The sequence below is a fragment of the Humibacillus xanthopallidus genome, assembly GCF_006717145.1.
Classification (GTDB): domain Bacteria; phylum Actinomycetota; class Actinomycetes; order Actinomycetales; family Dermatophilaceae; genus Humibacillus; species Humibacillus xanthopallidus.
In genome coordinates this window covers 1,385,254-1,404,221 of record NZ_VFQF01000001.1, presented here as the reverse complement: position 1 = coordinate 1,404,221, position 18,968 = coordinate 1,385,254, and the positions used below count along the sequence as shown (strand labels likewise).

General features: G+C 71.3%; 13 protein-coding genes and 1 tRNA gene. All 14 read left to right on the top strand.

Going from position 1 to position 18,968, the window contains the following annotated elements; all coding sequences use genetic code 11:
- Positions 1-17 precede the first annotated feature (17 nt).
- The 14 genes from FHX52_RS06270 (at position 18) to FHX52_RS06205 (ending at position 18,961) form a co-directional block, all read left to right on the top strand.
- Entirely contained in the window at positions 18-1,910 is a 1,893-nt protein-coding gene (locus FHX52_RS06270) for an ABC transporter ATP-binding protein (protein ID WP_141820890.1), read from the top strand.
- Positions 1,907-3,718 (top strand): ABC transporter ATP-binding protein, encoded by a 1,812-nt coding sequence (locus tag FHX52_RS06265; RefSeq protein WP_141820888.1) that lies wholly within the window; start codon positions 1,907-1,909, stop codon positions 3,716-3,718. The genes FHX52_RS06270 and FHX52_RS06265 overlap by 4 nt, the downstream gene beginning before the upstream one ends.
- Positions 3,719-3,810: 92 nt before the next feature.
- Positions 3,811-4,191, top strand: coding sequence for a phosphoribosyl-AMP cyclohydrolase (gene hisI / locus FHX52_RS06260; protein ID WP_141820886.1), 381 nt, complete (start codon positions 3,811-3,813; stop codon positions 4,189-4,191).
- 307 nt (positions 4,192-4,498) lie between these two features.
- Positions 4,499-6,085, top strand: a complete 1,587-nt coding sequence (locus FHX52_RS06255) for an anthranilate synthase component I (RefSeq protein WP_141820884.1) — start codon at positions 4,499-4,501, stop codon at positions 6,083-6,085.
- The gene (locus FHX52_RS06250; RefSeq protein WP_141820882.1) at positions 6,082-6,666 is read left to right on the top strand and encodes a Trp biosynthesis-associated membrane protein; all 585 of its coding nucleotides are present in this window, start codon (positions 6,082-6,084) and stop codon (positions 6,664-6,666) included. The genes FHX52_RS06255 and FHX52_RS06250 overlap by 4 nt, the downstream gene beginning before the upstream one ends.
- 58 nt (positions 6,667-6,724) lie before the next feature.
- Positions 6,725-6,994, top strand: a complete 270-nt coding sequence (locus FHX52_RS06245) for an HGxxPAAW family protein (RefSeq protein WP_141820880.1) — start codon at positions 6,725-6,727, stop codon at positions 6,992-6,994.
- A 5-nt stretch (positions 6,995-6,999) separates the two neighbouring features.
- Positions 7,000-7,815, top strand: a complete 816-nt coding sequence (gene trpC, locus FHX52_RS06240) for an indole-3-glycerol phosphate synthase TrpC (protein WP_141820878.1) — start codon at positions 7,000-7,002, stop codon at positions 7,813-7,815.
- A gap of 2 nt (positions 7,816-7,817) precedes the next feature.
- Positions 7,818-9,161 (top strand): tryptophan synthase subunit beta, encoded by a 1,344-nt coding sequence (gene trpB / locus FHX52_RS06235; RefSeq protein ID WP_246069631.1) that lies wholly within the window; start codon positions 7,818-7,820, stop codon positions 9,159-9,161.
- Positions 9,158-9,958 carry a tryptophan synthase subunit alpha gene (gene trpA, locus FHX52_RS06230; protein ID WP_141820876.1) on the top strand — a complete coding sequence of 267 codons (801 nt, stop codon included), beginning with the start codon at positions 9,158-9,160 and terminating at the stop codon, positions 9,956-9,958. The genes trpB and trpA overlap by 4 nt, the downstream gene beginning before the upstream one ends.
- Positions 9,955-11,016 carry a prolipoprotein diacylglyceryl transferase gene (gene lgt / locus FHX52_RS06225; RefSeq protein WP_141820874.1) on the top strand — a complete coding sequence of 354 codons (1,062 nt, stop codon included), beginning with the start codon at positions 9,955-9,957 and terminating at the stop codon, positions 11,014-11,016. The genes trpA and lgt overlap by 4 nt, the downstream gene beginning before the upstream one ends.
- Before the next feature lie 198 nt (positions 11,017-11,214).
- The gene (gltB, locus tag FHX52_RS06220) at positions 11,215-15,774 is read left to right on the top strand and encodes a glutamate synthase large subunit (RefSeq protein ID WP_141820872.1); all 4,560 of its coding nucleotides are present in this window, start codon (positions 11,215-11,217) and stop codon (positions 15,772-15,774) included.
- Complete coding sequence (locus tag FHX52_RS06215; protein WP_141820870.1) at positions 15,767-17,224, top strand: glutamate synthase subunit beta; 1,458 nt, start codon at positions 15,767-15,769, stop codon at positions 17,222-17,224. The genes gltB and FHX52_RS06215 overlap by 8 nt, the downstream gene beginning before the upstream one ends.
- 147 nt (positions 17,225-17,371) lie before the next feature.
- Positions 17,372-18,829: a pyruvate kinase gene (gene pyk / locus FHX52_RS06210; RefSeq protein ID WP_141820868.1), complete on the top strand. Its 1,458-nt coding sequence runs from the start codon at positions 17,372-17,374 to the stop codon at positions 18,827-18,829.
- A 49-nt stretch (positions 18,830-18,878) separates the two neighbouring features.
- Positions 18,879-18,961, top strand: a tRNA-Leu gene (locus FHX52_RS06205).
- The last annotated feature ends 7 nt before the right edge of the window (positions 18,962-18,968 follow it).

Genomic DNA, 18,968 nt, shown 5'->3' with positions numbered 1-18,968 from the left:
CAACGGGAGCCCCACACGTGAACGACCTGCCGACCTCGACCCTGCGCGAAGGCCTGTCCGTCATCGCCCGTGGCATCAAGGGGCAGCCCCGGTGGTTCTCGCTCGCGGTCCTCGGCAGCGTCGTCTACGGCGTCATGACCGGCATGACGGCCTGGACGATCGGGTGGGTCGTCGAGCACGAGATCTCGCCCGCGATCGCCGCCGGCAGCGTCACACCGCAGCAGCTGTGGACCATCGGCGGGGTCATGGGACTCGTCGTCCTCGTCACCGTCATCGGCGTCATCGGGCGACGGCTGGCCGGCGGCGTCGCGATGTTCAACCTCGGCGCGATGTACCGCCGCCAGGTGACGCGGCAGTACCTCCGGCTGCCCCTCGCGTGGCACCACCGGCACCCCTCGGGGCAGCTGCTCTCCAACGCCAACGCCGACGTCGAGGCGACGTGGAACATCTTCGCCCCGCTGCCGATGGCGCTCGGGGTCGTCGTCATGCTCGCCTTCGGCATCGTGCAGATGATGGTCATCGACCCGTGGCTCGCCGTCGTCGGTCTGACCGTCTTCCCGCTGCTCTTCCTCGCCAACGTCGCCTTCCAACGGGCCATGTCGCCGAAGGTCACCCTCGCCCAGCAGCTGCGTGCGGACGTCTCCGAGGTGGCCCACGAGAGCTTCGAGGCGGCCCTCATCGTCAAGTCGCTCGGGCGCGAGGACCACGAGGCCGAGCGGTTCCGCGAGGTGACCCACGCCCTGCGCGACGCCAACATCGAGGTCGGCCGCACGCGCGGTCGCTTCGACCCGGCCATCGAGGCCATCCCGACCATCGGCACCCTCGCCGTCCTCTTCGTCGGCACCCTTCGGGTCAGCGGCGGCTACCTGACGGCCGGTCAGGTCGTGCAGGTCGCCTACCTCTTCTCCATCCTCGCCTTCCCGGTGCGTGCGCTCGGCTGGGTGCTTGCCGAGCTGCCGCGCGCGGTCGTCGGCTGGAAGCGCGTGTCGGCCGTGCTCGACGCCGAGGGCAGCATGACCTACGGCGACCGCAACCTGCCGCGCGGGCGCTCGAGCCGGCTGCAGGCCGAGCAGGTCGCGTATGCCTACGAGGTCGAGAGCGAGGCCGGCGAGATCGACCACAACCCGGCCCTCGTCGACGTGACGCTCGACGTCGCCCCCGGCGCGACCGTCGCCGTCGTCGGGCCCACCGGCAGCGGCAAGTCGACCCTGACCAACCTCATGATGCGCCTCGTCGACCCCGACACCGGAGCGGTGCTCGTCGACGGGATCGACCTGCGCGAAGTGCGCCGCGGGGGCATCAGCGACGTCGCCGCGCTCGTGGCCCAGCAGACCTTCATGTTCGACGACACCGTGCGCGGCAACGTGACGCTCGGGGCCCCGCACGACGACGAGGCCGTGTGGCGCGCCCTCAACGTCGCGCAGGGCGCCGGCTTCGTCGACCGCCTGCCCGAGGCCCTCGACACGCACGTCGGCGAGCGGGGTGCGAGCCTCTCCGGCGGCCAGCGCCAGCGGATCGCCCTCGCCCGGGCCATCATCCGCGAACCGCAGCTGCTCATCCTCGACGACGCGACGTCGGCGGTCGACCCCAGCGTCGAGCAGGCCGTCCTCTCCCGACTGCGCGAGGCGAGCACCGGCACGACGGTCGTCGTCGTCGCCTACCGGATGGCGACGATCCTGCTCGCCGACGAGGTGGTCTACCTCGAGGGCGGCCGCGTCCTCGACTACGGCACGCACACCGAGCTGCTCGGACGATGCGCGGGCTACGAACGGCTCGTCACGGCATACGCCCGCGAAGCGGCCGAGCGGGCAGCGCTCGCGAGCGAGGACGACGACATCGGCGCCGACTTCGACGACGACTACGCCGAGCCCGACGCCCGGCGCGACCGGGTCGAGGAGGTGTCGCGATGAGCATGCGTTCCCAAGCCCTCGTCGAGCACCACGGAGTCGCGACGGGCAAGGAGATGTCGACCAGCGACACCCTGAAGCGCGGGCTGCACCTGTCTCCCGAGCTGAGCCGCGGCATCTGGGTCACCGTGTGCCTCGCCGTGCTCTCGACCCTCGGCCGCGTGCTCGTGCCCTTCGTCGTGCAGCGGATCACCGACGAGGGCCTGCTCGCCTCGGGCGGCCCCGACGCCGCGGTGGTCGCCGTCTACATCGGTGTCGCGCTCGTCGGTGTCGCGGTCACCGCCGTGTCGGCCTACTTCGTCAACGTGCGACTCTTCCGCGCGTCCGAGAACGGCCTGTCGACCTTGCGGCTCAAGGCGTTCCGGCACATCCACGACCTCGCCATGCTCACCCAGAACACCGAGCGCCGGGGCTCGCTCGTCTCGCGCGTGACCTCGGACGTCGACACGATCTCGATGTTCGTGCAGTTCGGCGGGCTCATGCTGATGATCAACATCGCGCAGATCACGCTCGCGACGATCCTCATGGTGGTCTACAGCCCGCCGCTCGCGCTCGTCGTGTGGCTGTGCTTCGTGCCGCTCTTCATCATCATCCGCAAGTTCCAGGGCATCGTCGGCCGCGCCTACACCAAGGTGCGCGAGCGCGTCGGCGACATGCTCGGCGCGATCTCGGAGGCCGTCGTCGGGGCCCAGGCCATCCGCGCCTACGGCGTCGAGGACCGCACGGCGGCACGCATCGACGTGTCCGTCGAGGCGCACCGCAAGGCCGCCATCGGCGCGCAGGCCCGCTCGGTCGTCGCATTCACCTCGGGGCAGCTCGTCTCGGGTCTGACGACGGCCGTCGTGCTCGTCGTCGGCACGGTGCTGGCGGTGAGCGGCCGGCTCACGCTGGGCGAGCTGCTCGCCTTCCTCTTCCTCGTCAACCTCTTCACGATGCCGGTGCAGCAGGCCACCGAGATCCTCAACGAGATGCAGAACGCCGTCGCCGGCTGGCGCCGTGTCATCGGCATCATCGACACCCCGGCCGACGTCTCCGACCCGGCCGACGACGGCGTCGAGCTGCCGCGCGGACCGATCACGGTGCAGTTCAGCGGAGTGGGCTTCTCGTATCCCGGCGGCGAGCCGGTGCTGCACGACATCGACCTGACGATCGCCCCGCGCAGCCGGGTCGCGATCGTCGGCGAGACCGGCTCGGGCAAGTCGACCCTCGCCAAGCTGTTGACCCGGCTCATGGACCCCACCTCCGGGCGCGTGCTCCTCGACGGGACCGACCTCGACACGATCCGCTTCTCGTCGCTGCGCCAGCGCGTCGTGCTCGTGCCTCAGGAGGGCTTCCTCTTCGACGGCACGCTGCTCGACAACGTGCGCTTCGGTCGGCCCGAGGCGAGCCAGGAGGACGTCGAGCGCACGCTTGCCGAGCTGGGTCTCGACGCCTGGGTCGCCACCATGCCGCTCGGCGTCATGACCGAGGTCGGCCAGCGCGGCGAGTCGCTGTCGGCGGGGGAGCGCCAGCTCGTCGCCCTCGCACGGGCCTACCTCGCGGACCCCGACCTGCTCGTCCTCGACGAGGCGACCTCGGCTGTCGACCCGAGCACCGAGGTGCGTCTCCAGCGCGCGCTCGACTCGCTGACCCGCGGGCGAACGTCGATCGCGATCGCCCACCGCCTCTCGACCGCGCAGGCCGCCGACGAGGTGATCGTCGTCGACGCCGGCCGCATCGTCGAGCGCGGCCCGCACGCCGAGCTCGTTCGGCTCGGGGGTGTCTACTCGAGACTGCACGACTCGTGGGTGGCGCAGCAGCAGTCCGTCTGACCGAGATGCTCACTCGAGTGGGCCGCGCAGTCACACGCGCACCCACTCGAGTACCGGTCGAGGACGCATCCGGGACGCGGCAGAATGTCCGGGTGACCGACATCCCCACGCTCAGCCCCGACATCGCCGCCCTGCTCAAGCGCGACGCGCACGGCCTCGTCGCGGCGGTCGTCCAGCAGCACGACACGGGCGACGTGCTCATGGTCGGGTGGATGGACGACGAGGCCGTGCGCCGCACCCTCACCGAGGGCCGGGTGACGTTCTGGTCGCGCAGCCGGCAGGAGTACTGGCGCAAGGGCGACACGAGCGGTCACGTCCAGTGGGTCAAAGGCGTGCGGCTGGACTGCGACGGGGACGCCCTGCTCGTCTCCGTCGACCAGGTCGGGGCGGCGTGCCACACCGGCGACCGTACCTGCTTCGACGCCCGCGTCCTCCCCGCCGCCGTCGGCCACCCCGACCCCAGCACCCGCTAATCCGTCGAGTGGCCACTCCTGGTCGCTCGCGCCGTGTCGACTGGCCACTCCTGGTCGCTTCGCTGGGGGCGATACCCGGCTCCCATTGGCCTCTCGACGTGCGAGGGGCGGCACGTTTTGGCCTCTCGACGTGCGAGGGGCGGCACGTTTTGGCCTCTCGACGTGTGAAGGGCGGCGTGTTTTGGCCACTCGAGGTGGGAGGGGCGGCGTGTTTTGGCCACTCGACTTGTAGGGGGCGGCAGGTTTTGGCCACTCGACGGGTGGAGGCGGCGACACGGCATACCGGCGGGTGGGCCAGAATGGCCGGGTGCCTGACTCGACCACCTCGCTCGCCCCTGCGCCCGCACCGCACGCAGACCTCACGTGGGGGCAGACCTGGCCGAGCCTGCAGGTCTTCACCGAGCTCGCCCTCGAGCACCGTCGGGTCATCCCCGTCGTGCGCCGCCTCCTCGCCGACAGCGAGACGCCGGTCGGCGTCTACCGCAAGCTCGCCCGGAACGAGCCGGGCACCTTCCTGCTCGAGTCGGCCGAGCACGGCGGAGTGTGGTCGCGCTACTCCATCGTCGGTGCCCGGTGCGCCGCGACGCTGACCGAGCGCGACGGCGAGACGCACTGGATCGGCTCGCCGCCCGTCGGCGTGCCCACCTCGGGTGACCCGACCGAGACCCTGCGCCAGACCGTCGCAGAGCTCGCGACCGACCGCATCCCCGGCCTGCCGCCGCTCACGGGAGGCATGGTCGGCGCCATCACCTACGACGCCGTGCGCCGCTGGGAGCGGGTGCCCGACGAGGGGCGCGACGAGCTCGACCTGCCGGAGCTCGCGATGATGCTCGCGACCGACCTCGCCGTCTTCGACCACAGCGACGGCTCCCTGCTGCTCATCGCCAACGCCGTCAACCACGACGCGACCGACGAGCGCATCGAGGACGCCTGGGCCGATGCCGTCGCGCGTCTCGACCGGATGACGGACGAGCTCGCCGAGGCGGCCCCGAGCACCGTGGCGACGATCGAGCCGATCGCGAGCGAGCCGCGCAGCACCCACACCCAGGAGCAGTTCGAGGCCATGGTCGAGCAGGCCAAGGAGGCGATCCGGGCCGGCGAGGCCTTCCAGATCGTCGTCTCGCAGCGCTTCACCGTGCCGTGCGAGGCCGACTCGCTCGATGTCTACCGCGCCCTCCGGGTGAGCAACCCGAGCCCCTACATGTACCTCCTGCGCCTGCCGCACCCCGACGGCTCGGCCTACGACGTCGTCGGGTCGAGCCCCGAGGCGCTCATCAAGGTGACCGGTCGCCAGGCGATCACCCACCCCATCGCGGGCTCGCGTCCGCGCGGCAAGAGCCCCGACCACGATGCCCACCTCGCCGAGGAGCTCCTCGGAGATGCCAAGGAGCGGGCCGAGCACCTCATGCTCGTCGACCTCTCGCGCAACGACCTCCAGCGCATCTGCCGGGCCGGCACCGTCGACACCGTCGACTTCATGTCGGTGCGCCGCTACAGCCACATCATGCACATCGAGTCGACGGTCGTCGGCGACCTCCGCGACGACCGCAGCGCCTACGACGCGCTCGTCGCGACCTTCCCCGCGGGCACCCTGAGCGGCGCGCCGAAGCCGCGCGCGATGGCGCTCATCGACGGCTACGAGGGGGTGCGGCGTGGCCTCTACGGCGGCGTCGTCGGCTACCTCGACTTCGCCGGCGACCTCGACATGGCCATCGCGATCCGCACCGCCCTCATCAAGGACGGTCTCGCCCACGTGCAGGCCGGGGCGGGCATCGTCGCGGACTCCGTGCCGCACCTCGAGTTCGAGGAGACGGTCCACAAGGCTGCGGCCGCCCTCCGCGCCGTCGCCGCCGCCGCCGGCCTGCGGCCCGTGACGCAGGCGCGTGCCCGATGAGGCTCTCCAAGCGGTATGCCGCCCTCGTCGTCCTCGTGCCGGCCGCCCTCGCGCTCCTGCTGACGACGCGCCCGTGGGCGGTCGGAGAGGCGCGAGACGTGCTGAGTGCCGGCAGCACCGAGGTGACCGGGGGGGCGGCCGCACCGGGCGTCGTGGGCCTCGTCGTCGTCACCGTGCTGGCCCTGCTCGGCCTGATGACCGGTGGCCGCGTCATCCGGGCGGTGTCGGCCGTCGTGATCGTGCTCGCCGCGGCCGGCGCAGCAGCCCTGACCCTGCTCGTCGCGCTCCGGCCGGTCGACGCGGTGTCGGCCGCCGTCGCCAAGGAGCTCGCCCGAACGACCGCACCGGATGCGACCGGCACGACGACGTTCTGGGGCTGGGCCGCTGCGGTCGTCAGCGTCGCGCTCCTCGTCGGGGCCATCGCGGCCGCCCTGTCGAGCCGCTCCTGGGCGGGCCTGTCGTCGCGCTACGAGCGGGGCTCCCGACCGGAGAGCGGGCCTCGCGGCCAGGTGCGAAGCGCCTGGGACGAGCTGTCGGACGGCGGCGACCCGACCCTGCGCGACTCGCCCGGACAGACCTGACACAATGGCGGCGGTTGGGGCCCACGGTCGGGCCCCCGGCACGACGAGAGAGGGCGACATGGAAGACGAGCACGAGGACCACGGACACAGCACCGCCGCGTGGACCGGGGTCGGCATCATCCTGCTCGGCTCAGCCGTCGCAGCCGTCGCCGTGCTCCTGCCCAGCCTCCTGCTCGGCATCATCGGCACGGCCCTCATCATCGCCGGTGCCGGCGCCGGCAAGGTGCTCTCGATGGCGGGCTACGGCAGCAATGGGCACCACGCCCAGGCCGGGTCGATCGTCGACGCCCCCGACGAGTCGGGCGCCGAGACCCTCGGCAAGAGCTGAGAGCGGTGCCGACGGTTCTCGACGGGATCATCGAGGGCGTCCGCGAGGATCTCGACCGCCGTCGCGCCACGACCTCGATCGGCGAGCTCGAGGCGCGTCTCGCCACGGTCGCGCCCGCGCTCGACCCGATGCCGGGCATCCGCTCCGCGCCCGGGGTCGCCGTGATCGCCGAGGTCAAGCGGGCGAGCCCCAGCAAGGGCGCGCTCGCAGACATCCCCGAGCCGGGTCGGCTCGCCCGGGCGTATGCCGCCGGGGGAGCGAGCGCGATCAGCGTCCTCACCGAGCAGCGCCGGTTCAACGGCAGCCTGGCCGACCTCGACGAGGTCCGTGCCGCCGTGCCGACTCCCTTGCTGCGCAAGGACTTCATGGTCGAGTCCTACCAGGTGACCGAGGCCCGGGCACACGGCGCCGACCTCATCCTGCTCATCGTGGCTGCGCTCGACGACGTCCTCATGCGTGACCTGCACGACCAGGCGCGCGACCTCGGCATGACCGCCCTCGTGGAGGTGCACGACGCCGCGGAGCTCGACCGCGCGCTGGCCCTCGACCCTGTCCTCGTGGGCGTCAACGCCCGCAACCTCAAGACCCTCGAGGTCGACCCCCGCACGGTCATCGACCTGCTGCCCCGCGTGCCCGAGGGTGTCGTCGGGGTGGCCGAGAGCGGTGTCACCGGACCCGACGACGTCGCCACCTATGTGCGCGCCGGGGCCGGTGCCGTGCTCGTCGGCGAGGCCCTCGTGCGTGACGGTGCCCCGGAGCACACCGTGCGGGCCTTCATCGAGGCCGCCGCTGCCGTCCGCAGCGGCGCCACCCAGGAGTGAGCATGACGACGACATCCAACGTGCCGGCATACGGCCGCTTCGGCGGTTTCGGGGGACGCTACGTCCCCGAGGCGCTGATCCCCGCGCTCGAGCAGCTCGAGGAGGTGTGGCGCAAGGCCGTCGTCGACCCCGAGTTCGTCGGCGAGCTCGAGCGGCTCCAGCGCACCTACACGGGCCGGCCGAGCATCATCACCGAGGTGCCGCGCTTCGCCGAGAACTGCGGCGGAGCCCGAGTCATCCTCAAGCGCGAGGACCTCAACCACACCGGCTCGCACAAGATCAACAACGTGCTCGGCCAGGCGCTGCTCACCAAGCGGATGGGCAAGACCCGGGTCATCGCCGAGACGGGCGCCGGCCAGCACGGCGTCGCGACGGCGACCGCGGCTGCCTTGCTCGGGCTCGAGTGCGTCGTCTACATGGGCCGCAAGGACACCGAGCGCCAGGCCCTCAACGTCGCCCGGATGCGGCTGCTCGGCGCCACCGTCGTGCCCGTCGACAACGGCAGCAAGACGCTCAAGGACGCCGTCAACGAGGCCTTCCGCGACTGGGTCGCCAACGTCGCGACGACCCACTACGTGCTCGGCACCGTGACCGGCCCGCACCCCTTCCCCGAGATGGTCCGCGACTTCCACCGGGTCATCGGGGTCGAGGCTCGCCAGCAGGTGCTCGACCTCGTCGGCCGGCTGCCCGACGCCGTGCTCGCCTGCGTCGGCGGCGGCTCGAACGCGATCGGCATCTTCCACCGCTTCATCGACGACCGCTCCGTGCGCCTCATCGGCTTCGAGGCCGGCGGCGAGGGGGTGGCGTCCGGCAAGCACGCCGCACGCTTCTCGGCCGGGATGCCCGGGGTGCTGCACGGCGCCTTCACCTACGTCATGCAGGACGTCGACGGCCAGACCGTCGAGTCGCACAGTGTCTCGGCCGGCCTCGACTACCCGAGCGTCGGGCCCGAGCACGCGCACCTGCTCGAGTCGGGCCGGGCCGAGTACCGCCCCGTCACCGACGAGGAGGCGATGGAGGCCTTCTCGCTGCTCTCGCGCACCGAGGGCATCCTGCCGGCCATCGAGAGCGCGCACGCGCTCGCGGGGGCGATGAAGGTCGGGCGTGAGCTCGGACCCGACGCGGTCCTGCTCGTCAACCTCTCGGGTCGCGGCGACAAGGACGTGCACACGGCCGCAGCCTGGTTCGGTCTCATCGACGACGAGGGCGGCACCGTCCTGCCCGCGACGACGGCGACGACCGGCGGCGACAGCCGCTCCGGCAGTTCCGACAGCTCGGACAACTCCGATAACTCCGATAACTCCGACAACTCCGCCGGCGCCAAGGGCATGGGGGTCCAGCAGTGAGCGTCGCTCCCATCCTCGAGGCGTGCCGCGCGGAGGGCCGGGCGGCCCTCATCGGCTACCTCCCCGTCGGCTTCCCCAGCGTCGAGGGCTCGATCGAGGCGATGAAGGTGCTCGTCGACAACGGCGTCGACATCGTCGAGATCGGCGTCCCCTACAGCGACCCCGTCATGGACGGCCCCGTCATCCAGGACGCCGCCGTGCGTGCGCTCGAGGCGGGCGTGCACCTCGGCGACATCTTCTCCGCGGCGCGCGCGGTGTCCGAGGCGGGTGCCGGTGCCCTCGTCATGACGTACTGGAACCCCGTCCTGCGCTACGGCGTCGACCGCTTCGCCGCCGACCTCGCGGCGGCCGGCGGCGCGGGGCTGATCACGCCCGACCTCATCCCCGACGAGGCCCACGACTGGACCGCGGCGGCCGACGCCAACGACCTCGACAAGGTCTTCCTCGTCGCCCCGAGCTCGACGCCGGAGCGCCTCACCAAGGTCACCGCCGCCTGCCGGGGTTTCGTCTACGCGACTGCCGTCATGGGCGTCACGGGGGCGCGCGCCAGCGTCGGCGAGGCCGCTGCCGACCTCGTCTCCCGCACGCGCGCCGCGACCGACCTGCCCGTCTGTGTCGGCGTCGGCGTCTCGACCGGCGACCAGGCGGCCGAGGTCGGCCGCTACGCCGACGGCGTCATCGTCGGCTCGGCGCTCGTGCGGTGCCTCACCGAGGCACCCACCCCTCAGGAGGGCCTCGCCGCGCTCGGCGCGCTCGCCCGTGAGCTTGCCGACGGCGTTCGGAGGGGGCGCGCATGAGCCTGCTTAGCGGCATACCTGCTGCGGTGTCGACGTTGGCCACCGAGCTGCCGTCGCCGTCCGTCGGCGTCTGGCACCTCGGCCCGCTGCCGATCCGCGGCTACGCCCTCTGCATCCTCGCCGGCATCGTCGTCGCGGTCTGGCTCACCCAGCGGCGGCTGTCCGCGCTCGGCTACCGCTCCGGCGTCGCCATCGACATCTCCGCGTGGGCCGTGCCCTTCGGCATCGTCGGCGGCCGGCTCTACCACCTCATCACGACCCCGCAGCCCTACTTCGGGCAGGGCGGCGACCCGTGGAAGGCCTTCGCCATCTACGAGGGCGGCCTCGGCATCTGGGGGGCCGTCGCGCTCGGCGCCGTCGGCGCGTGGATCGGCTGCCGCAAGAACGGCGTGACCTTCCGCGACTTCGCCGACGCCGCCGCGCCGGGTGTGGCCATCGCGCAGGCGATGGGCCGCTTCGGCAACTGGTTCAACAACGAGATCTACGGGGCGCCGACCGACCTGCCGTGGCGCCTGCGCATCTACGAGTGGGACACCAGCGCCGGGCGCGCCGTCGTCGACGCGGCCGGCAACCCCATCGTCAAGGGCTACTTCCACCCGACGTTCCTCTACGAGGCGATCTGGTGCCTGCTCCTCGCGGCGTTCCTCATCTGGATCGGCCGGCGCTTCACGCTGAAGCCGGGCCAGGTGTTCGCGGCATACGTCATGGGCTATCCGATCGGGCGCATCGTCATCGAGAACATGCGCAGCGACTCGGCCAACTACATCCTCGGCCAGCGGGTCAACACCTGGGTCTCGGTCCTCGTCTTCCTGCTCGGTGTCGTGCTCTGGTGGCGGTTCGGCACGATGCCCGGGGGGCGTGGCCCGAGTGCCGTCGACGGCTCGGGTGACGACGCCGTGGAGACCGCGGGGAAGGGCGCGGAGGCGACCTCGAAGGAGACCTCCGCCGACGCCGGTGGCGAGAGCCCGGACGAAGATCCTTCAGCCGAGGCGGCGACCGACGGGGAGAACGCCACGGCGGGGGCCGCGACGAAGCAGGAGCGCTCGCAAGGCACCTGAGGCCGGGGCCGCGCAGGCGTGCCCAACTGGCGAGCACGACGTCTCAGCATCTGGAATCCGTCGTATCAGCAGGTAGGACGACGGCATGCTCCGATATCGTCGTAACCATCGCCTGTGGCCAGTGCCGTCCACATGCCATTCGTCATGCCGTCGGCCCTTCGTGGGATCCCCCGAGGCCCAGTCAGAAGGACGGTGGAGATGTCGCCGCACACCCGCACCCTCTTCAGCGCACAGCCGGAGAGCTCCGGCCTCTACCGCCGGGAGTTCGAGCACGACGCCTGCGGCGTCGCCCTCATCGCGACGATGCGCGGGAGCGCCGGACACGACATCGTCGAGCACGCCCTCACCGCGCTGCGCAACCTCGACCACCGGGGCGCGACCGGCGCCGACCCGCTCGTCGGTGACGGGGCGGGCATCCTCCTGCAGATCCCCGACGAGTTCTTCCGCGAGACCGTGCCGTTCACGCTCCCCAACGTCGGGGCGTATGCCGCCGGCATGGCCTTCCTGCCCGCGAACCCGATCGAGCGCGCCGCCGCCAAGGCCCGCATCGAGGAGATCGCCGCCTCCGAGAACCTCAAGGTGCTCGGCTGGCGCGAGGTGCCCGTGGGTGCCGACCTCGTGGGCAAGGTGGCCCGCGACTGCATGCCCTTCTTCGAGCAGCTCTTCGTCAGCAGCTCGATGGGGCGCCAGGTCGCGCTCGGGCTCGACCGGCTCGCCTTCTGCCTGCGCAAGCGCGCCGAGCGCGAGGCCGAGGTCTACTTCGCCTCGCTCAGCTCCCGCACCATCGTCTACAAGGGCATGCTGACGACCGGCCAGCTCGAGCCGTTCTTCCCCGACCTGTCCGACCCGCGCTTCGCGACCGAGCTCGCCCTCGTGCACTCGCGGTTCTCGACCAACACCTTCCCGTCGTGGCCGCTCGCACACCCCTACCGGATGATCGCGCACAACGGCGAGATCAACACTGTCAAGGGCAACCGCAACTGGATGCGGGCCCGCGAGAGCCAGCTGACCTCCGACATCATCCCGGGCGACCTCGAGCGGATCTTCCCGATCTGCACCCCCGACGCGTCCGACTCGGCGAGCTTCGACGAGGTGCTCGAGCTGCTCCACCTCGGTGGCCGCTCGCTGCCTCACGCGGTGCTCATGATGATCCCCGAGGCGTGGGAGAACCACGCGACGATGGACCCCGCGCGCAAGGCGTTCTACGAGTTCCACTCGACCTTCATGGAGCCGTGGGACGGCCCGGCCAACGTCTGCTTCACCGACGGCACGCTCGTGGGCGCGGTCCTCGACCGCAACGGGCTGCGCCCGGGGCGGTATGCCGTGACGGACGACGGTCTCGTCGTGCTCGCCTCCGAGTCCGGCGTCATCGAGCTCGACCCCGAGCACGTCGTCCAGCGCGGGCGTCTGCAGCCCGGCAAGATGTTCCTCGTCGACACCGAGCACGGCCGCATCGTCAGCGACGACGAGATCAAGTCCTCGCTGGCGGCCGCGAAGCCCTACGCCGAGTGGCTGCACGCCGGGCTCATCCGGATGAAGGACCTCCCCGAGCGCGAGCACATCGTGCACACGGCCGCTTCGGTGCAGCGCCGCCAGCAGACCTTCGGCTACACCTCGGAGGACCTGCGCATCCTGCTGACGCCGATGGCGAAGTCCGGTGCGGAGGCGCTCGGCTCGATGGGCACCGACACCCCGATCGCCGTGCTGTCCTCGCGTCCGCGGCTGCTCTTCGACTACTTCACGCAGCTCTTCGCGCAGGTGACCAACCCACCGCTCGACGCGATCCGCGAGGAGCTCGTCACCTCGCTCGGCACCTTCCTCGGCCCCGAGGGCAACGCCCTGTCCGCGTCGCCCGCGCACGCCCGCCAGCTCGTCCTCGACTTCCCCGTCATCGACAACGACGAGCTCGCCAAGATCGTGCACATCAACGCCGACGGCGACCTGCCCGGCTACGCCACCCACGTCGTGCGCGGCCTCTACGACGTGACCGGCGGTGCGGCCGCGATGCGCGACCGCCTTGAGGAGATCTTCGCCGAGGTGTCGCAGGCCATCCGTCGAGGCGCGCGCTTCGTCGTGCTGTCCGACCGTGACTCCGGCCGTGACCTCGCACCCATCCCGTCGCTGCTGCTGACCGCGGCCGTGCACCACCACCTCATCCGCGAGAAGACCCGCACCCAGGTCGGCATGATCGTCGAGGCCGGTGACGTCCGCGAGGTGCACCACGTCGCGCTGCTCATCGGCTTCGGCGCGGCCGCGGTCAACCCCTACCTCGCGATGGAGACCGTCGAGGACCTCGTGCGCTCCGGCGAGATCGAGGGCGTCGAGTCCGAGAAGGCCGTCAAGAACCTCATCAAGGCGCTCGGCAAGGGCGTGCTCAAGGTGATGTCGAAGATGGGCATCTCGACCGTCGCGTCCTACCGCGGCGCCCAGGTCTTCGAGGCCATCGGCCTGTCGCAGGAGCTCGTCGACCGCTACTTCACCGGCACCGTCTCTCAGCTCGGCGGCGTCGGTCTCGACGTCATCGCGCAGGAGACGGCCGAGCGCCACGCCCGGGCCTACCCGCCAGACGGCGTACAGCAGGCGCACCGGGTGCTCGAGGTGGGCGGCGAGTACCAGTGGCGCCGCGAGGGGGAGCCGCACCTCTTCGACCCCGAGACCGTCTTCCGGCTGCAGCACTCCACGCGCCAGCGTCGCTACGACATCTTCAAGCAGTACACCGGGCGCATCGACGACCAGACGTCGCGCCTCATGACGCTGCGCGGCCTCATGGGCTTCAGGCCGACGGGTGTGACCGGGCGGCTGCCCGTTCCGCTCGAGGAGGTCGAGCCGGTCAGCGAGATCGTCAAGCGCTTCAACACCGGGGCGATGAGCTACGGCTCGATCTCCAAGGAGGCGCACGAGACCCTCGCCATCGCGATGAACCACCTCGGTGGCCGCTCCAACACCGGTGAGGGCGGCGAGGACGTCGACCGCCTGCTCGACCCCGAGCGCCGCTCGGCCGTCAAGCAGGTCGCGTCGGGCCGGTTCGGCGTGACGAGCCTCTACCTCACGCACTCCGACGACATCCAGATCAAGATGGCCCAGGGCGCCAAGCCCGGTGAGGGCGGCCAGCTGCCCGGCCACAAGGTCTACCCGTGGGTCGCCAAGACGCGGCACTCGACGCCGGGAGTGGGGCTCATCTCGCCGCCCCCGCACCACGACATCTACTCGATCGAGGATCTCGCGCAGCTGATCCACGACCTCAAGAACGCCAACCCGGCGGCGCGCATCCACGTCAAGCTCGTCTCCGAGATCGGGGTCGGCACGGTGGCCGCCGGCGTCTCCAAGGCGCACGCCGACGTCGTGCTCATCTCGGGCCACGACGGCGGCACGGGCGCCTCACCGCTCACCTCGCTCAAGCACGCCGGGGCGCCGTGGGAGCTCGGCCTCGCCGAGGCCCAGCAGACGCTCGTGCTCAACGGGCTGCGCGACCGCATCGTCGTGCAGGTCGACGGGCAGCTGAAGACCGGCCGCGACGTCGTCGTGGCGGCGCTGCTCGGGGCCGAGGAGTTCGGCTTCGCGACGGCTCCGCTCGTCGTCTCGGGCTGCATCATGATGCGCGTCTGCCACCTCGACACCTGTCCGGTCGGCATCGCGACGCAGAACCCCGAGCTGCGGGCCCGCTTCTCGGGCAAGCCGGAGTTCGTCGAGACCTTCTTCGAGTACATCGCCGAGGAGGTGCGCGAGCACCTCGCCTCCTTGGGCTTCCGCTCGATCGAGGAGGCAGTCGGCCAGGTCGGCAGCCTCGACCTCGACAAGGCCATCGCCCACTGGAAGGCCTCGGGGCTCGACCTCAGCCCGATCCTCGCGGTGGCCGACAACCCGACCGGTGGCACCCTGCACCAGTCGGCGGTCCAGGACCACGGCCTCGACAAGGCGCTCGACAACGAGCTGCTCACCCGGTCGCTGGCGGCCATCGAGGACGGCGAGCTCGTGCGCACGGAGATCGCCGTGCGCAACGTCAACCGCACGGTCGGCACGATGCTCGGCCACCACGTGACCAAGGCCCACCCGAACGGCTTGGCCGACAACACGATCGAGCTGACGATGACCGGGTCGGGCGGCCAGTCCTTCGGCGCGTTCCTGCCGGCCGGCGTCACGATGCGGCTCTTCGGCGACGCCAACGACTACGTCGGCAAGGGCCTGTCCGGTGGGCGCATCGTCGTGCGTCCCGACCGCCGGGCCACCCTCGTCGCCGAGGAGAACGTCATCGCCGGCAACGTCATCGCCTACGGTGCGACGACCGGCGAGCTCTTCCTGCGCGGCACTGCCGGCGAGCGCTTCTGCGTCCGCAACTCCGGTGCCAAGGCCGTCGTCGAGGGCGTCGGCGACCACGGCTGCGAGTACATGACGGGTGGTGTCGCCGTGGTGCTCGGCTCGACCGGGCGCAACTTCGCCGCCGGCATGTCGGGCGGCGTGGCCTACGTGCTCGACCTCGACCCCGACCTCGTCAACCCCGAGCTCGTCGACCTCACACCGCTGCGACCCGACGACGAGACCACCCTGCGCGAGCTGCTCGTCGCGCACCTCGAGTGGACCGAGTCGCCCGTCGCCGACGCGCTGCTCTCGGACTGGGAGAACGCGCGCCAGCGATTCACCCTCATCCTGCCGCGCGACTACCAGCGCGTCCTCGACGTCCGCGCCAAGGCCGAGGCAGAGGGCCTCGACCTCGACGGTGCCGAGGTCTGGAACCGGATCATGGAGGCTTCCCGTGGCTGACCCGCAAGGCTTTCTCAACGTCCGCGAGCGCGAGCTCCCCGCCCGTCGGCCGGTCCCGGTGCGCATCCGGGACTGGAAGGAGGTCTACGAGGAGCAGGAGCTCGGGCAGCTCCAGCGGCAGGCGGGGCGCTGCATGGACTGCGGCATCCCCTTCTGCCACTCGGGGTGCCCACTCGGCAACCTCATCCCGGAGTGGAACAACTTCGCCTGGCGCGGTGACTGGTCCGATGCGATCGAGCGCCTCCACGCGACGAACAACTTCCCGGAGTTCACGGGCCGGTTGTGCCCGGCTCCGTGCGAGACCGCCTGCGTGCTCGGCATCAACCAGCCGGCCGTGACGATCAAGCAGATCGAGGTGACGACGATCGAGCAGGCCTTCGACAGCGGTCTCGTGCAGCCGCTGCCGCCGGAGCGCCTCTCGGGCAAGACGGTTGCCGTCGTGGGCTCGGGTCCTGCGGGCCTGGCCGCGGCGCAGCAGCTGACGCGCGCGGGGCACACCGTCGCCGTCTTCGAGCGGGCCGACAAGCCGGGTGGCCTCCTGCGCTACGGCATCCCCGAGTTCAAGATGGAAAAGGCCGTCCTCGACCGTCGCCTCGACCAGATGAAGGCCGAGGGCACCCGCTTCCGCAACAGCATGAACGTCGGCGTCGACATCACCGGGCGCCAGCTGCGCGACCGCTACGACGCCGTCGTGCTCGCCCTCGGAGCCACCGTGCCGCGCGACCTCGACGCCCCCGGGCGCGAGCTCGGCGGCATCCACCAGGCCATGGAGTACCTCCCGCAGGGCAACCGAGCGGCGCTCGGCGAGCAGGTCGAGGGCCAGATCCTCGCGACCGGCAAGCACGTCGTCGTCATCGGCGGCGGCGACACGGGCGCCGACTGCATCGGCACGGCACACCGTCAGGGCGCCGCCTCGGTGACGAGCCTCGAGATCATGCCGCAGCCGGGGGAGGACCGTCCGTCGGCGCAGCCGTGGCCCACCTACCCGATGCTCTACCGCGTCGCCAGCGCCCACGAGGAGGGCGGCGAGCGCATCTATGCCGTGAGCACGACGGAGTTCGTCGGCGACGACGAGGGCAACGTCGCTGGCCTTCGCCTCACCGAGGTCGAGTTCGTCGACGGCAAGCTGAGCTCCAAGCCTGGCACCGAACGCGAGATCCCGGCCCAGCTCGTCCTCTTCGCGATGGGCTTCCTCGGCCCGGAGGGCCCTGGTGTCGTCGAGCAGCTCGGCGTGGAGCTCGACGAGCGCAGCAACGTCAAGCGCGACAAGACCTTCATGAGCTCGGTCCCCGGCGTGTTCGTGGCCGGCGACGTGGGTCGCGGCCAGTCGCTCATCGTCTGGGCCATCGCCGAGGGCCGCGCCGCTGCCGCGGGCGTCGACGCTTGGCTCACCGGGTCGAGCGCGCTCCCGCGCCCGATCGCTCCTACCGACCGACCTCTCACCGTCTGACCGCCGCCCGACTCAGGCCCCGATCGAAAGTGCAGTTCGTCGCCCCTCCCCGCGCGCGGGGAGGGGTGTTCTGCTCCGTCGACAGGGGCATGACCACACTGCGAACCCGCCCGGTGACCCAGGTCACAGCACCCCTAAGGTTGAGGTATGCGCCGCGCCAAGATCGTCTGCACCATCGGCCCCAAGACCTCCTCTCCCGAGCAGCTCCACGCCCTCGTGCTGGCGGGCATGGACGTCGCCCGCCTCAACCTCTCCCACGGCGACCACTCCGTGCACGAGCAGGTCTGCCGTGACGTGCGCGCCGCGAGCGATGCCTCCGGCCGGGCCGTCGGCATCCTCGTCGACCTGCAGGGTCCGAAGATCCGCACCGGTCGCTTCGCCAACGGCCCGGTGACACTGCGGGTCGGCCAGCGGTTCACCATCACGACGCGCGACGTCGAGGGTGACGACACCGTCGTCGGCACGACGTATGCCGGCCTGCCGGGTGACGTCAGCCCCGGCGACTCGCTCCTCATCGACGACGGCAAGGTCATGCTGCGCGCCATCGAGGTGAGCGACACCGACGTCCTCACCGAGTGCGTCGTGCCGGGGGTCGTGTCCAACAACAAGGGGATCAACCTGCCGGGCGTCGCGGTGAGCGTGCCGGCGCTCTCGGAGAAGGACCGCGACGACCTGCGCTTCGCGATGCGCCTCGGCGTCGACCTCATCGCCCTGTCCTTCGTCCGGTCGGCCGACGACATCACCGACGTCCACGAGATCATGGACGAGTTCGGCACGCGGCTGCCCGTCATCGCCAAGATCGAGAAGCCCCAGGCGGTCGACAACCTCGAGGGCATCGTCGCCGCCTTCGACGGCATCATGGTCGCCCGAGGCGATCTCGGTGTGGAGATGCCGCTCGAGGACGTCCCGCTCGTGCAGAAGCGCGCCATCGAGCTCGCTCGCCGCGAGGCCAAGCCGGTCATCGTCGCCACGCAGGTGCTCGAGTCGATGATCGACAACCCGCGCCCGACGCGCGCCGAGGCCAGCGATGCCGCGAACGCCGTCCTCGACGGGGCTGACGCCCTCATGCTCTCGGGCGAGACGTCGGTCGGCGCGTGGCCGATCGAGTCCGTGCGCACGATGGCGCGCATCATCTCCAGCACGGAGGAGAACGGCTTCGACAAGATCGAGCCGTTGCGGTCGAGTCCCAAGACGGTCGGCGGCGCGGTGACGAGGGCCGCGGTCCAGATCGGCGAGACCGTGGAGGCCAAGTTCCTCATCATCTTCACCGAGACCGGCGGGTCGGCGACCCGCATGGCGCGCCTGCGTCCCCGGTTGCCGATGCTCGCCTTCACCTCCGACCCGCGCGTGCGCTCGCGGCTGGCGCTGGTCTGGGGCGTCGAGACCTACCTCGTTCCGCGCATGCAGCACACCGACCAGTTCGCCATGCAGGTCGACCTCAACCTCATCCCCGAGGGTCGGGTGGAGAAGGGCGAGCGCGTCGTCATCGTCGCCGGCTCGCCCCCCGGCATCCCGGGGTCGACCAACGCTCTGCGAGTGCACCGCATCGGTGACGCGGTCGACGGCACGGCGCCCGCGTACCGGCCCGAAGAGGTCACCGGCTGACCGGTCGTGGGCCGGGGCTCCACCCCGGCTATGCTGGCCCGGCACTCCTGCCGGGGTGGTGGAATGGCAGACACGGGGCACTCAAAATGCTCTGACCGAAAGGTCGTGCGGGTTCGAGTCCCGCCCTCGGCACTGACGG

Bases quoted from the DNA above. Each gene is read 5' to 3' on its own strand.
- FHX52_RS06265 (WP_141820888.1), top strand. From the start codon at position 1,907: ATGAGCATGCGTTCCCAAGCCCTCGTCGAGCACCACGGAGTCGCGACG.
- FHX52_RS06250 (WP_141820882.1), top strand. From the start codon at position 6,082: ATGAGGCTCTCCAAGCGGTATGCCGCCCTCGTCGTCCTCGTGCCGGCC.
- FHX52_RS06245 (WP_141820880.1), top strand. From the start codon at position 6,725: ATGGAAGACGAGCACGAGGACCACGGACACAGCACCGCCGCGTGGACC.
- trpB (WP_246069631.1), top strand. From the start codon at position 7,818: ATGACGACGACATCCAACGTGCCGGCATACGGCCGCTTCGGCGGTTTC.
- lgt (WP_141820874.1), top strand. From the start codon at position 9,955: ATGAGCCTGCTTAGCGGCATACCTGCTGCGGTGTCGACGTTGGCCACC.
- gltB (WP_141820872.1), top strand. From the start codon at position 11,215: ATGTCGCCGCACACCCGCACCCTCTTCAGCGCACAGCCGGAGAGCTCC.
- pyk (WP_141820868.1), top strand. From the start codon at position 17,372: ATGCGCCGCGCCAAGATCGTCTGCACCATCGGCCCCAAGACCTCCTCT.